The sequence below is a fragment of the Actinoplanes palleronii genome, assembly GCF_016862315.1.
GTDB lineage: Bacteria > Actinomycetota > Actinomycetes > Mycobacteriales > Micromonosporaceae > Actinoplanes > Actinoplanes palleronii.
Genome location: NZ_BOMS01000162.1, coordinates 41,700 through 55,327 on the forward strand (window position 1 = coordinate 41,700; position 13,628 = coordinate 55,327).

Genomic DNA, 13,628 nt, shown 5'->3' on the forward strand with positions numbered 1-13,628 from the left:
GTTCCTGGCCCTCTCGACACGCCTGCTGGTTCGCGTCGGTCGTTTCCGCCCGACCGACCTCGAGGACGTGTCCATGACGCTCGCCGCATCCGTCGTTTCCGCTGTCCGGGTGGCTTCGATCCCGGCCGGCCACACCTACGTACGGCAGGTGCTGGACGGCACCGGCTTCCGGGTGCTGCCCGATCCGCCGCCGCCGGGCGCCGTGGACGGGCGCTGGTGGCCGCCGGTGATGTGCGACGCCGGCTGGGTCACCGCGAACGTGCACCGCTTCGACGTGATGCACGTCCACTTCGGGACCGAGTCCTACCCCACCGCGCACCTGCGCGCGCTCGTCCGCGCGCTGCGCGCCGCCGGCCGCCCGCTCGTCTACACGCTCCACGACCTGGAGAACCCGCAGCTGGCCGACCAGGCGGCACACCGCGAGCACCTCGACGTGCTGGTCCGTGACGCCGACGAGCTGGTGACGCTGACGCGGGGCGCCGCCGCCGCGATCGAGCGCCGCTGGGGCCGTACCGCCGAGGTCGTCCCGCACCCGCGGGTGCTGTCCCTCGACGCGCCGGCCCCGGCCGGAACCGGGTCGGAGCCGTACGTGATCGGCGTGCACCTGCGTGACATCCGCCCCGGCACCGACGCCGTGCGGGCCGTCGCGACCCTGCTCGCCGCGGTCGGCCACCTGCGCGCGCAGGGCGTCGCGGCGACCGCGCGGGTGCAGGTCAACGAGCGGGTCCGCGACGAGACCGCCCGCGAACAGGTCACCGCCCTGATCGCCGCGCACCCCGGCGCCGAGCTGCACCGGACCGAGCGGCTCGACGACGCCGCCCTGGCCCGGTCGATCGCCGACCTCGACGTGGCCGTGCTGCCGTACCGGACCGGCACGCACTCCGGCTGGGCCGAGCTGTGCTGGGACCTCGGCGTCCCGGTCGCCGGTCCACCCGTCGGGTACGCGGGTGAGCAGCATCCGGAGGACTTCGCGGTGTTCACCGCCGGCGACGGCACCGGGCTGGCCCTGGCCGTACGGCGGCTGCTCGCCGGGACGCCGCGCCCGGGGTCAGCCGCTCGGGTGGCGCGCGTGGCCGATCGTCGCCGGCAGCGTGTCGCCGGTGCCGAGGCGATCACCGCCGCCCACCACGCTCTGTACCAGCGGGTGCTGAACCGTGCGGAGCGGGCCGCGTGAGCGCCCGGCCGCGCACGATCGCCGTCATCGCCCCGCTGCGCCACCCGATCCGGGAACCGCACGCCGGCGGGCTCGAGGCCATGGTGTGGGACCGCGTACGGATGCTGCGCGCCCGTGGGCACCGGGTGTTGCTCTGCGCCGTGGAGGGCTCGGAGTTCCAGCAGGACGGCCCGCCCGAGTTCCGGTTGCCGGCCGTGGTCTGGCCGGACGAGCGCGACGCGACCGACTCCACCTATCCGCCGGGTCACCTGGAGCGGGCCATCCCGGCACTGGAGGCGGCGCTCGACTTCATCCGGCGCCACGCGGACACCATCGACCTGGTCGACAACCACAGCCTGCACCCGCAGCCGCTCACCCGGGCCGGTCGGCTCGGCGTGCCGATGGTGACCACGCTGCACACCCCGCCGCTGCCCCGGCTCGTCGCGGCGGCCCGCGCGACGGAGCACCACGGTCGCCTGTTCGCGGTCAGCGCGTTCACCGCCGCCGAGTGGCAGGCGCACGGCGTCGAGGCGCAGGTGATGCCGAACGCCATCGACGCCGGCCGCTGGCGGCTCGGTCCCGGCGGCCACGACCTGGTCTGGTTCGGGCGGATCGTGCCGGAGAAGGGTGTGCACCTGGCGGTGCGGGCCGCGCGGCTCACCGGCCGGACGCTGCGCATCGCGGGCCGGATCGGCGACGTCGCCTACTTCCAGGAGCACGTGCGCCCCTACCTGGGCGCCGGCGTCGACTATCTGGGGCCGCTCGCGCAGCCGGCGCTCGCCGACCTGGTCGGTGGCAGCGCCTGCGCCCTGGTCACCCCGCTCTGGCAGGAGCCGTTCGGGCTCGTCGTCGCGGAAGCGCTGGCGACCGGGACCCCGGTGGCCGCGTTCGACACCGGCGGCATCGGCGAGGTCGCTGGGGCCGCGCGTGCCGTGCGACTCGTGCCGATGGGTGACGCCGACGCCCTCGCGGCGGCGGCCGAGCAGCTCGCCGGCGACCGTGGCCGCGACCTGCGGTATCGGCTGCGGACCCGGACCGAGGCGCTGGCCCGGTTCTCCCTCGACCATCGGGCCACCGAGCTCGAGACCGTTTTCGACATGGCGGGAGCCGACGCGTGGGCCTGACCGGCTGGTATCTCCATCACCACGGCGCGGGCCACGTGACCCGTTTCCACGCGGTGCGCCCGCACCTGCCGGGGGAGGTGGTGGTCTTCAGTTCGCTGCCGCGGCCGGACACCCTCCCGCCCGCGACGACGTGGGTGCGCCTCACCCCCGACAACGATCGGCCGCCGGGGGACCGGGATCCGGCCGGCGCGGACCCGACCGTCGGCGGGCTGCTGCACTGGGCGCCGCTCGGCCACGCCGGGCACGCCCGCCGGCTCGCGGCCATCGCCTCCGCGATCGCCGACCGGCACTTCGACCGGTTCGTGGTGGATGTTTCGGTGGAGGTGGCATTTTTCGTACGACTGCTCGGCGTCCCGACGGTCGTCGTCACCCAGCCCGGTGATCGCAGCGACACCCCGCACCGGCTCGCCTACGCGTCGGCGTCCCGGGTGCTGGCGCCCTGGCCCGCCGGCGCGCACCACGGCCCGGCCACCCCCGACCTCGTCGAGGTGGGCGGCATCTCCCGCTTCGACGGCCGTACGCGTGACATCGAGCCCGACCCCGGCACCGTGCTCGTCCTGGGTGGCGGTGTGACCGAGAACGATCTCGCCTCTGCCGCCGCGGCGACCCCGGGGACCCGCTGGCAGCGCGCGGGCGGCACGGCGTCGACGTGGATCGCGGACCCGTGGGAGGCGTTGCAACGCGCCGAGGTGATCGTCGCCGCGGCCGGGCAGAACAGCGTCGCCGACCTCGCCGCGGCCGGCGCGCGGGCGGTCATCGTGCCGCAACCGCGCCCGTTCGGCGAGCAGGTGGCCACCGGGCGCATCCTCACCGACCGCCGGCTCGCCGTCGTGGAACCGGCCTGGCCCGGCGCCGCCGCGTGGCCGTCGGTGCTCGACCGGGCCCGTGGCCTGCGGACCGACTGGTCACAGTGGGGTGTCACCGGCGCCGCGCGGCGGGCCGCCGACACGATCGCGCAGGTGGGCGCGTGACACCGACGACCGCCGTGATCACCCTGTGCTCCGCGGCCCGGCTCGACCACGTGCGCCGGCAGCAACGCCTGCTGCGCTCCACGCCCGTACGCCGGATTGTGGTCTGGCTCGACGCCGATCCGCCGCCCGGACCACCGGAGTTCGCCGGCGCCGACCTGCTGCACGTCCCGCCCGGCGAGAACGGCCTGCGGCTCGCCGCCGGACGCAACCGGGGCGCCGCAGCCGCCGCGGACGCCGGCCTGATCGTCTTCCTGGACGCCGACTGCCTGCCCGGCACCGCGTTGTTCGCGCGCTACCGCGCCGCGGCGGACGCCCACCCGGGTGCGCTGCTGTGCGGCCCGGTCACCTACCTGCCGGAAGGGGTCAAACCGGAGGACGCGACCGCGCTGGCCGCCCTGACCGCCCCGCACGCGGCCCGCCCGGCCCCGCCGGACGGCGAGAACGTCGTCGCCGGCCCGGCCGACCACCGGCTGTTCTGGTCACTGTCGTTCGCGGTGACCGCGCCGACCTGGCGCACGCTCGGCGGCTTCGACGAGGCCTTCGAGGGGTACGGCGGTGAGGACACCGACCTCGCCTACACCGCGAAGCAGGCCGCCGTCCCGCTGGTCTGGGTCGGTGGCGCGCACGCCTACCACCAGCACCACCCGACGTCCTCGCCGCCGTGGCAGCACCTCGACGACATCCTGCGCAACGGCCGGCTCTTCGCCGACCGGTGGGGGTTCTGGCCGATGCGGGGCTGGCTCGACGCGTTCGCCGCGGCCGGCGCCGTCGAGGAGACCCCGGCGGGCTGGCAGCGCACCTGACCGGTCAGTGCGGGGCGCAGACGCAGAACGCGTGGCCCTCCGGGTCGGACAGGCAGATCCACGGCACGTCGCCCTGCCCGACGTCGAGGTCGGTGGCACCGAGCGCCCGCACCCGGGCGACCTCGGCCATCTGGTCGTCACCCGGGGCAGGCAGCAGGTCGAGATGGAGGCGGTCCGGTCCGGCCGCGCCCGGCGTGCGGAGGAATTCGAGGTACGGCCCACCGGGCGCCTCGGCGCGCAACGACGCGAACTCGTCGGTCACCCGGCGCACGGTCCAGTCCAGCGCCTCGCCCCAGAACCGGGCCATGGCCGGTGGGTCCGCGCAGTCGACCACGATCGCGGCGATCGGCCCGGTGTCCCGATACATCTCCCGGGGCTCCAGCACGCAGAACTCGTTGCCCTCCGGATCGGCCAGGACGGTCCACGGTACGTCGTGCTGGCCCACGTCGGCCGGCGTCGCGCCGAGCCCGATCAGCCGGGTCACCAGCTCGGCCTGGTGAGCCGCCGACGCGTTGGCCAGGTCGAGGTGCACCCGGTTCTTGGCCGCGCCCTTCGGCTCCGGAACGGCCACGACGTCGATGCCGACGGCGACCGGATCCGGCCAGACGAAGTCACCGGGCGGCCCGGCATAGGTCGTCGCGCCGTGGTGCGCGCGCCAGCCGAGTGCCGCTGCCCAGAACCGGCCGAGCGCCGCGTGATCGAGGGCTTTGACGTTCACCTGGACGGGTCGCAGCGCCATATCGACGATCCTAGGCGCTCCGCAGTTCCTCGCCGGCCCGGTGCAGCCAGGCCAGGGCCCGCACACTGTCGTAGGTGCCGGGCTTCAGCTCGGCCGCCGTCTCGTACGCGGTCTGGTAGATCCGCCCGGCGTCCGGAGTGCCCTTGCAGGCGATGGCGAGCTGGGCCAGCGACTCGACGCTCTCCCAGGTGCCGGGCTTGAGGGCCGAGGCCGCCTCCAGCGCGCGCTGCAGCGGCGGCCGCTCGTCCCGGAATCGTCCGAACATCTGCACTCCCAAGGGTCGGCGGTTGCCCGACTGTACGAGATCAGTGCCCGTCCCGCCGGTAGCCCTGCAGCACCGTGGCGATCTCGTCGGCGCTGGTCCGCAACTCGGCCAGGTCGGCGTCGGTGAACTCGTGCGCGGCCGTGCCGATCACGCAGTGCGCGCCGAGGATCGTGCCGTCGACGATCAGCGGCACCCCCGCGTAGCTGCCGAAGCCGTCGACGAACGCGAGCGGGTTCACCGACTGGAGCGGGTCCACGCTGGTGTCCGGTACTACGTAGGGCCGCCCCGACTCCACCGCGTTGGCGCAGAACGACCACTCCACCGGGGTGCCACCGGCAGCGGCGATCCACCCCTCGACGCCGTAGGTGCCGCCGAGCAGCTGTGCGGTGTCGAGCACGAAGCTGACCAGGCTGATCGGCAGCCCGAGCCGCCCGGCGGTACGCGCGGTGATCTCGTCGAGCCGCTGCCGCAGCGCCGGGTTGTCCAGGTCGAGGCCGGCCAGCACGTGCATGCGGGCGAGCAGGTCCGTATCGCTCATCATTTCCCCCGGTTGGCGGCGGCGAGGTGGCGGTAGGCGGCCGCGCGGACGGCCAGTCCACGACCGCACATCTGTGCGATCGGCTGGGCCCCGTGCATGGTGTTGACCAGGCGTTCGAACGAGAGCAGATCGGTCTCCTGCCCGGTCAGCCCGGTACGGGCCAGCAGGGTCCGCCACAGGTCGTCGCAGTGCGGGCCGTAGAGGCGCCGCAGGGCGGCGAGCGCGTCGTCGAGCGTCGGCTGGGTGAGTTGGTGCGCCCCGGTGCTGTCGCGGGAGTCGTCGAGCTCCGGGCGGGCGGTGGAGGCCATGGTTCGATGGTCCTCGCTGCCGTGGTCGTACCGATGGGCTTTGAACGGAATCAGATCGCGGTCAGCGGACCATCAGCGGTAGCGGAGCGCTCGCCTCGGCGAGCGCCGGGATCTGGTCGGCCGGGACCGGCCGGGCGAACAGGAACCCCTGGCCGCGGTGCGAGCCCAGCTGGAGCAACTCGGCGGCCTGCTCCTCCTCCTCGATGCCCTCGGCGACGGTGGTCAGCCGCAGGACCTGCGCCAGCCGGATCACGGCCTCGGCGATCGCCGAACCCTCCGCGGTCCCGTTGAGCTGCGCGACAAAACTGCGATCGATCTTCAGTACGTCCACCGGCAGCTGCGTCAGGTACTGCAGCGACGAGTAGCCGGTGCCGAAGTCGTCGATGGCGATGCGCACGCCCTCGGCGCGGATCCGGCGCAGCGCGGCGATCTCGATGGCCTCGTTCACCATCGCCGACTCGGTCACCTCGACGATCAGGTTCTGCGCCGGCAGGCCGGTGTGCGCCAGGACGCCCAGCACGTCCCGGGCCAGGTGCGGCTCCTGGAGCTGGCGGGGCGAGACGTTCACCGTGACGGTCAGGTCGATGCCGTCCGCGCGCCAGCGCGCCGCCTGGGTGCAGGCCTGCTCCAGCACCCACTGGCCGATGGCGATGATCTCGCCGGAGCGCTCGGCGACCGGGATGAAGGCGACCGGCGGCACGTCGCCGAGCGACGCGTGATGCCAGCGCAGCAGCGCCTCCACGGCCACCACCCGGCGGGTGGTCAGGTCGACGATCGGCTGGTAGAGCACGGTGAACTCGCGGCGCTGCAGGGCGCCCTCGAGGGCCTCGCTGAGCGCCGCGTCGGCCGCCCGCCGGTCGTTCATCGAGGGCTCGTGGACGACGAACGTGGGCGTGCCGGACCGGCGCGCGTGGTTCATGGCGATCTCGGCGTTGCGCAGCACCGTCTTGGCCGGCTCGTCGGTGCGGGCCACCGCCACGCCGATGTGGCAGGAGCCCGAGTCGTCCTCGATCGCGGCAAGGATCCGCTGCGCGGCGACGGTCGCCTCGCCGGCCACCGCGGCGTCGGTGATCAGCACGCCGTACGTGTTGTCGCTCAGCCGGGCCAGCAGGTCGTCCGCGCGGACGCAGGACCGGAGTACGGCGGCCACCGCGGTGCCGGGCGGGATCCGGTCGATCGCGACGGCGAGCACGGCGAACGTCTCCCGGCCGCGGACCAGCCCGGCCAGGGCGTCCTTCAGCGCCGCCCGGTTGGCCAGGCCGGTCTCCGTGTCCCGGCTGGCCTGCGCCTGACTCGCCCGCAGGGTGAGCCACTGCCGGAACGTCACCGCGACGAGCATGACAGCGGTCGCCACCACCAGCCCGCTCCAGCGCAGGAAGCCCGCGGTGGTCACGATCACGACGAGCAGCAGGGTGACTCCGGCCAGCAGCGAGGCCAGCGGCAGGTAGCCCACCCACGGCGGCGGCCCGGCGCGCCGGGCCCGGTTGGTGACGCTGCCGATGCCGGACGCGACCATCAGCGGCGACACGGTCAGCAGCAGATGGGCGGCGACGCCGAGCGTGCCGCCGAACAGCCCGACGCTGTGCGCGACACCGGCCGGCAGCCCGGTCACCCAGTCGGTGTCGGCCAGCACGGCCAGGACCATGCCGCCGAGCAGGACGCTGATCGGGTCGCGCCAGTGGCTGACGACGCCGCGCAGCAGCATCGCGGCGGCCGCCATGGCCAGCATCAGGTCGGCGATCGGCAGGCCGACCAGGATGATCCAGGGCTTCCCCGGACCGCTGGCGCGGAACGCCGGCTGCAGGCCGAAGGACCAGATCGCCATGACGGCCGGTGCGGCGATGGCCACCATCTCGGCGACGAACGCCTGCCGGTGCGGACCGCTGAGACGCAACACCGGCCCCAGTACGGTGGCCAGCCCGAGCAGCGCCATGCCGCTCACGTGTGCCGCCGTGGCGACCCACCACAGCCAGCCCGGCCCGCCGAGGACCCAGGCCAGGAACGCTGCCGCGTTGCCGACGCCGAGCCCGCGGGCGATCGCGCCCAGCCGGCAGGAGAGCGTGTTGAACCCCAACCGGGCGACCTTGACCAGGTAGAACGCGCCGACGGCGTCCAGGACCACGAGCGACGCGCCGAGCACCAGCGGGTACCACGCGGGGTGGGCCCAGCCCACCGCCTGCGCGGCGACGACCGCGCCGAGCAGGGCGAGCACCGCGGGCGGCACCGCCCGTCGCCCGATGGTCTGCGTCATGTTCGCACTGTCGGTCCGATCACCGCGAACCTGAGGTAGATCTCTCAACGTACCTTTTTGTCAGTAAATCTATAGGTAAAGTATGCATTATCGATCGCCGCTGGGAGATGTGACGGGCCTCGAGGACGTCGACGTCGTGGTGGCCGGCGGAGGGGCGGTCGGCTCCGCGGCCGCCTGGCAGCTGGCTCGCCGCGGGCTGCGGGTGGTGCTGCTCGAACAGTACGAGCCCGGACACACCCGAGGCGCGTCGCGCTGCGGTCTCGGCCGACATCGGCGTCGCGGACAGAGACGGGCAGGCTTCGGGCCGGGAGCGCTGAAGTCCGGTCCTGGTCAGGAAGCCGGGACCGCGGCGGCGACGCAGGCGCTGTGGAGCCGGCCCACCGCGTCCAGGAGATCGTCCTGGGCGTTTGCCGCGTCGTCGCCGATCGCCGTGCTCAGCCAGGCTTTGTAGCGGCTCTGCACCTGCGCGCCGGCTTGTTCGATGCGCGCGATGCCCGACTTGGCGGCGTTCGTGACGATGGCCTTGATCATCGACTCGTCGATTTCCATCGCCTCGCCGGTCCGGGGCGCCTTGGCCGCGAGCTTGCAGGCCGTGCCCGCTTCTGCGGTGGCTTTCTCCGCGGTGCCTTCCGCCGTGGCGTCTGTCCTGGCGCTGGGGGAGGACACCGGCGTGGCTTTCTCCGCGGCCGCCGCGGATGACGGCGCCTGCGGTGCGGCGGCGGGTGCCGGATCGGCCGGGCCGCAGGCGGAAACGGACAACAGGACGAGCACTGCCGTGAAGATCTGCACATGCCGCATGAGGGCACGGTAGAGACAAAATGCTCCCACCGGCCTCAGCCGTCCGGCCGGGATGCCGCCGGTCTGGCTCTTGATGTGGCCGGGATGCCGTCGGTGATGTGGCCGGGATGCCGCCGGCCGGGCAGTGGCAGACGCGGCCGGGCCGTGGCCACCGCATCGGTGGTCACGGCCCGGTTCGTGCTTGCTGTGTGGTCAGGCCTTGCTGTGGTGCAGGACGTGGATCTCGTCGGGTTCCGGCGGCAGGTCGCTGACGCCGGTGTCGACGGCCTGCTCGTGGCGCTTGTGCGCGGAGGGCAGGGCGAGGGCGGCGACGATCGCGAGGACGGCCACACCGGCGCAGACCCAGAAGCCGTTGGTGAAGGCGGCGTCGGTGGGCAGGCCCTGCGCGGTGGTGTTGGAGGTGATGACCGCGGCGACGACCGCGGTGCCGATGCTGCTGCCGATGGTCCGGGCGATGGTGTTGACGCTGGTGGCCTCGCCGGTCTGTGCGGCCGGGACGGCCTCGATGATGGCGTTGGACATGGCCGCGAACGCGAAGCCGATGCCGGCGCCGGTCAGGATGCCGGACGCGAGGACCTGCCAGATCTGGCCGTGCGCGAGCGCGGGCAGGGTGAACGCGCCGACGACGAACACGGCACCGAGGAACATCGGGAGCTTCGGACCGTACTTCCGGTTCAGGATGCCGGCGAGCGGTCCGAAAACGACCATCATCACGACGGTCGGCAGCAGGAACAGCCCGGCGGTGGAGACCGACTTGCCGAAGCCGTAGCCGGTCGCGGCCGGGAGCTGCAGCAGCGTCGGGACCAGCAGGAACGTGCCGAACATCGCGAAGCCGAGGATCAGGGCGACCAGGTCGGTGGCCCACACGCCGCGGATCTTCATGAGCTTCATGTCGATCAGCGGCTCCTTGACCCGCAGCTCGACCAGGACGAAACCGATCAGGCCCACCACGCCGAGGGCGAGCAGGCCGATGGTCTTGGCCTCACCCCAGCCCCAGGCCTGGCCCTTGCTGATCGCGAGCAGCAGGGAGACCAGCGACACCGACAGGATGCTCGCGCCGAGGACGTCGAGCTTGCCGGGCGAGCGGACCGGGGATTCCTTCATGCCGAAGATCGCGCCGGCCAGGGCGATGGCGATCAGGCCCAGCGGCAGCCAGAACAGCCAGTGCCACGAGAGGTGCTCGACGATCGGGCCGGCGGCGACGATGCCGATGCCGGCACCGACACCGAAGATCGCCGAGATCAGGCCGACCGTGGTGGCGACCCTCTCGCGGGGCAGCTCGTCGCGGACCATGCCGATCGACAGCGGCAGGATCGCGCCGGCCGCGCCCTGGAAGATGCGGCCGACGATCAGCACTGCCAGGTTCGGCGCGAGAGCGGCGATCACGGTGCCGACGGCCAGGATGGCCAGGACGCCGATCAGGACCTTGCGTTTGCCGGCGATGTCGCCGAGGCGCCCGAGGATCGGCGTGAGCACCGACGCGGACAGCAGGTAGGCGGTGACGACCCAGCTGACGTCGCTGGTCGTGGCGTTCAGGTCACGCCCGATGGTGGCCAGCGCGGGTGACACCAGCGACTGGAGCACCGCGAACGCCAGACCGCCGAGCGCGAGGTAGAGCACCAGCAGACTGCTGGCGGGTTGGCGAGTGGGGTCTTCGACTGTGTGGCTCATCGTGATCCTCGGAGCTGGGAGGCTTTCGGCTTTTACACAGTACGCCGAAGGTGTCTCACTGTGCCAAGTCTGGCCGGGTGTACGATTGGTCTCATGGACGCGAAGAGCGAAAGTCTGCGGGAGCGCACCCGGCGTGCCGTGCAGGCCGAGCTGACGCTGGTGGCGATCGACCTGTTCGTCGAGCAGGGTTATGACGCCACCCCGGTCGAGCAGATCGCCGAGGCCGCGGGGATGTCCCGGCGCAGCTTCCATCGCTATTTCGGCAGCAAGGACGAGGTGATGGTGGCGGTGCTCGCCGCCTCCGGCGAGCGGCTCACCGCGGCCCTCGCCGAGCGCCCCGCCGGTGAGCCGCCCTGGACGGCGCTGCGCCGCAGCTTCGACGGCATCGTGGAGAGGATGGCCGACCCCCGGTCGCTCGCCATCACCCGGATGATGCGCGACAGCCCCTCCCTGCACGCGAGTCATCTGCACCGGCAGACGTCCTTGCGGAAGAGCCTTGCCGACGTGCTGGCCGCCCGCCTGCCCGATGACCTCGCCGAGGATCAGCGCCGTCTGGGTGCCGCCGCGCTCGCCGCGTCCGCGCTCGCCTGCCTCGAGATCGCCCAGTCCGAGTGGAGCGACCACGACGGCCGGCGGCCGCTCGCCGGGCTGCTCGACATCGCGATGAACTCCGTCACCCCGATGTGACATGCTTCCCGTCGTTACATTTGTTTCATCACGGTTCCGGAACCGTTACGTATTGACGCAGGTCTCGCGGTGTAACAATTCTGGTCTCACTCGACGGAGTGGGGGAGAAATGATGCGGCGCGGTGTGGCGGCAGTTCTCGGCTTGGTTCTCGTCGTTCCCGGTTCGGCCGCGGCCGCCGGGCCTCGGCATCATCACGAGGCGCGAGCGCGGGTCTGGGTCACCACCACCGATCGGGCCGAGCTGCTGCACGAGCGGGCGCCGGTCGCCTTCGGCCGGGGCGCGAGCACGCAACCCACGATCACGGTCAACCCCGACCAGACGTACCAGCGGATGGACGGTTTCGGCGCGTCGATCACGGACTCCTCGGCGAGCGTGCTCTACCGGCTGGCGCCCCGGGAGCGGGACCAGGCCGTACGCTCGCTTTTTGATGTCAAAAACGGCATCGGCGTGAGTTTTCTGCGTCAGCCGATCGGCTCCTCCGATTTCACCGCGGCCGCCGGGCATTACACCTATGACGACGTTCCGGCCGGCCAGACCGATGTCGCGCTGCGGCATTTCAGCGTCGACCACGATCGCGCGCAGATCCTGCCGCTGCTGCGCCAGGCACGCCGGCTGAATCCGCAGCTGACGATTCTCGGGACGCCGTGGAGCCCGCCGGCGTGGATGAAGACCGGCGATTCGCTGGTCGGCGGCCGCCTCAAGGACGACCCGAAGATCTACGACGCGTACGCGCGCTACCTGGTGAAATTCGTCCAGGCCTATGCCGCGGCCGGCGTCCCGATCGACTACCTGACCGTGCAGAACGAACCGCAGAACCGCAAACCCGGCGGCTACCCCGGCACCGACATGCCGGTGCGCCAGCAGGCCGCGGTCATCGAACGGCTCGGCCCGCTGCTGAAAAAAGCCAGCCCGAACACCAAAATCCTTGGGTACGACCACAACTGGCAGACCCACCCGGGCGACGTCGGGTCGACGCCGCCGGGGGAGGATCCGGAGACCGACTACCCGGACCAGTTGCTGGACACCCCGGCGGCGAAGTGGCTGGCCGGGACGGCCTACCACTGCTATTCCGGCGACCCGAGCGCGCAGACCGCGCTGCACCAGGCGCACCCGGACAAGGGCATCTGGTTCACCGAGTGCTCCGGTTCGCACGGCCCCGACGACACCGCCGAGCAGATCTTCCGCGGCACGCTGACCTGGCACGCCCGCAACCTGACCATCGGTGTCACCCGCAACTGGGGCAAGTCGGTGGTCAACTGGAACATCGCGCTGGACAGCACCGGCGGCCCGCACCTGGGCGGCTGCGGCACCTGCACCGGCCTGCTCACGTTGCAGCCCGACGGCACGGTCCGCACCGACGCGGAGTACTACACGATCGGTCACCTGTCGAAGTTCGTCCGGCCCGGCGCGGTCCGCATCGCCAGCACGTCGTTCGGCACCACCGGCTGGAACGGCCAGATCATGGACGTCGCGTTCCGCAATCCGGACGGCTCCACCGCCCTGGTCGTCCACAACCAGAACGACGACCCGCGCACGTTCGCGGTCGCCGTCGGCACGCACACCTTTGAATACACCTTGCCCGGCGGTGCCCTGGCGACCTTCGTCTGGCCGCGTTCGGTCACCGCGCACCCCGGCGAGCTGCCCCTGACCGGCGCCACGGCCGTCGCCTACCCGCCCGGCGAGGGCGCCACACTGGCCATCGACGGCGACGCATCGACCCGCTGGTCCAGCGGCGCAGCCCAGACCCCCGGCCAGTACCTCCAGGTCGACCTCGGCACCCCTCGAACGTTCCGCAGCCTGGCCATCGACAGCGGCGGCTACCTCGGCGACTACGCCCGAGCCTGGCAACTCTCGGTCAGCCCCGACGGCCAGCACTGGACCACCGCGGCGACCGGCATCGGAATCGGTCAGCTCACCACCGTGAACCTGCACCCGACTCGAGCCCGCTACCTACGCCTGACGTCCACCACCAGCAGCCCCAACTGGTGGTCCATCGCAGACCTACGCCTCTATCGCTGACCCCTCCCCACCCCCGACCGTCCCAGCGGCCTCGGGCATCCCGACAGGTCCAGGTGTCCCGGCGGTCCGGGTGTCCCGGCGGTCCGGGTGTCCCGGCGGTCCGGGTGTCCCGGCGGTCCGGGTGTCTCGACGGTGCGGGCCTCTGGCTGCTTCGGGCCCGGTTCGCTCCAGGCCGCCGCACCTCACGATTACTCCTGTCCGATACGAATACGGAGCGCCCGTCCGCAGGCTACGAGCCGAGTCCCGCGGTGGTCTCGCGCGACACCCGCCCCACTCCCGACCGCGGCGCGCCCCGGCCCC

General features: G+C 72.6%; 13 protein-coding genes and 1 pseudogene. 7 read left to right on the plus strand and 7 right to left on the minus strand.

Features of this window, described 5'->3' with window-relative positions; translation table 11 throughout:
- Nucleotides 1–73 precede the first annotated feature (73 nt).
- Genes Apa02nite_RS45330 through Apa02nite_RS45345 form a run of 4 tightly spaced genes read left to right on the plus strand, consistent with a single transcriptional unit; the run spans nucleotide 74 to nucleotide 4,051 of the window.
- Nucleotides 74–1,174 carry a glycosyltransferase gene (locus Apa02nite_RS45330; protein WP_203830660.1) on the plus strand — a complete coding sequence of 367 codons (1,101 nt, stop codon included), beginning with the start codon at nucleotides 74–76 and terminating at the stop codon, nucleotides 1,172–1,174.
- Nucleotides 1,171–2,277: a glycosyltransferase gene (locus Apa02nite_RS45335; RefSeq protein WP_203830661.1), complete on the plus strand. Its 1,107-nt coding sequence runs from the start codon at nucleotides 1,171–1,173 to the stop codon at nucleotides 2,275–2,277. The genes Apa02nite_RS45330 and Apa02nite_RS45335 overlap by 4 nt, the downstream gene beginning before the upstream one ends.
- Nucleotides 2,268–3,248, plus strand: a complete 981-nt coding sequence (locus Apa02nite_RS45340) for a hypothetical protein (RefSeq protein WP_203830662.1) — start codon at nucleotides 2,268–2,270, stop codon at nucleotides 3,246–3,248. Before Apa02nite_RS45335 ends, Apa02nite_RS45340 begins: the two co-directional genes overlap by 10 nt.
- A complete protein-coding gene (locus tag Apa02nite_RS45345; protein WP_203830663.1) occupies nucleotides 3,245–4,051 on the plus strand; it encodes a glycosyltransferase family 2 protein in 807 nt (268 codons plus the stop codon). Before Apa02nite_RS45340 ends, Apa02nite_RS45345 begins: the two co-directional genes overlap by 4 nt.
- A gap of 4 nt (nucleotides 4,052–4,055) precedes the next feature.
- On the opposite strand, the gene Apa02nite_RS45350 is transcribed toward Apa02nite_RS45345, so the two are convergent.
- From Apa02nite_RS45350 to Apa02nite_RS45370, 5 genes are all read right to left on the minus strand, one after another.
- Nucleotides 4,056–4,790 (minus strand): VOC family protein, encoded by a 735-nt coding sequence (locus Apa02nite_RS45350; RefSeq protein ID WP_203830664.1) that lies wholly within the window; start codon nucleotides 4,788–4,790, stop codon nucleotides 4,056–4,058.
- Nucleotides 4,791–4,800: 10 nt separating this feature from the next.
- Nucleotides 4,801–5,055, minus strand: a complete 255-nt coding sequence (locus tag Apa02nite_RS45355; protein ID WP_203830665.1) for a hypothetical protein — start codon at nucleotides 5,053–5,055, stop codon at nucleotides 4,801–4,803.
- Between the two features lie 40 nt (nucleotides 5,056–5,095).
- Nucleotides 5,096–5,593 carry a GAF domain-containing protein gene (locus Apa02nite_RS45360; protein WP_239165022.1) on the minus strand — a complete coding sequence of 166 codons (498 nt, stop codon included), beginning with the start codon at nucleotides 5,591–5,593 and terminating at the stop codon, nucleotides 5,096–5,098.
- Nucleotides 5,593–5,901: a hypothetical protein gene (locus tag Apa02nite_RS45365; protein ID WP_203830667.1), complete on the minus strand. Its 309-nt coding sequence runs from the start codon at nucleotides 5,899–5,901 to the stop codon at nucleotides 5,593–5,595. The genes Apa02nite_RS45360 and Apa02nite_RS45365 overlap by 1 nt, the downstream gene beginning before the upstream one ends.
- Nucleotides 5,902–5,962: 61 nt before the next feature.
- Complete coding sequence (locus Apa02nite_RS45370) at nucleotides 5,963–8,152, minus strand: putative bifunctional diguanylate cyclase/phosphodiesterase (RefSeq protein ID WP_203830668.1); 2,190 nt, start codon at nucleotides 8,150–8,152, stop codon at nucleotides 5,963–5,965.
- A gap of 82 nt (nucleotides 8,153–8,234) precedes the next feature.
- Here Apa02nite_RS45370 and Apa02nite_RS51680 point away from each other — a divergent pair.
- Nucleotides 8,235–8,393: pseudogene (locus Apa02nite_RS51680) on the plus strand (FAD-dependent oxidoreductase); the annotation flags it as partial.
- An 89-nt stretch (nucleotides 8,394–8,482) separates the two neighbouring features.
- Here Apa02nite_RS51680 and Apa02nite_RS51685 read toward each other — a convergent pair.
- Nucleotides 8,483–8,950: a hypothetical protein gene (locus Apa02nite_RS51685; protein WP_239165023.1), complete on the minus strand. Its 468-nt coding sequence runs from the start codon at nucleotides 8,948–8,950 to the stop codon at nucleotides 8,483–8,485.
- A gap of 192 nt (nucleotides 8,951–9,142) precedes the next feature.
- Nucleotides 9,143–10,621: an MFS transporter gene (locus Apa02nite_RS45380; protein WP_203830670.1), complete on the minus strand. Its 1,479-nt coding sequence runs from the start codon at nucleotides 10,619–10,621 to the stop codon at nucleotides 9,143–9,145.
- 93 nt (nucleotides 10,622–10,714) lie between these two features.
- Here Apa02nite_RS45380 and Apa02nite_RS45385 point away from each other — a divergent pair, with 93 nt between their 5' ends.
- Together Apa02nite_RS45385 and Apa02nite_RS45390 are read left to right on the plus strand one after the other, a co-directional pair.
- Nucleotides 10,715–11,308 carry a TetR/AcrR family transcriptional regulator gene (locus Apa02nite_RS45385; RefSeq protein WP_203830671.1) on the plus strand — a complete coding sequence of 198 codons (594 nt, stop codon included), beginning with the start codon at nucleotides 10,715–10,717 and terminating at the stop codon, nucleotides 11,306–11,308.
- 142 nt (nucleotides 11,309–11,450) lie between these two features.
- Nucleotides 11,451–13,328: a discoidin domain-containing protein gene (locus Apa02nite_RS45390; protein WP_239165024.1), complete on the plus strand. Its 1,878-nt coding sequence runs from the start codon at nucleotides 11,451–11,453 to the stop codon at nucleotides 13,326–13,328.
- Nucleotides 13,329–13,628: the final 300 nt, after the last annotated feature.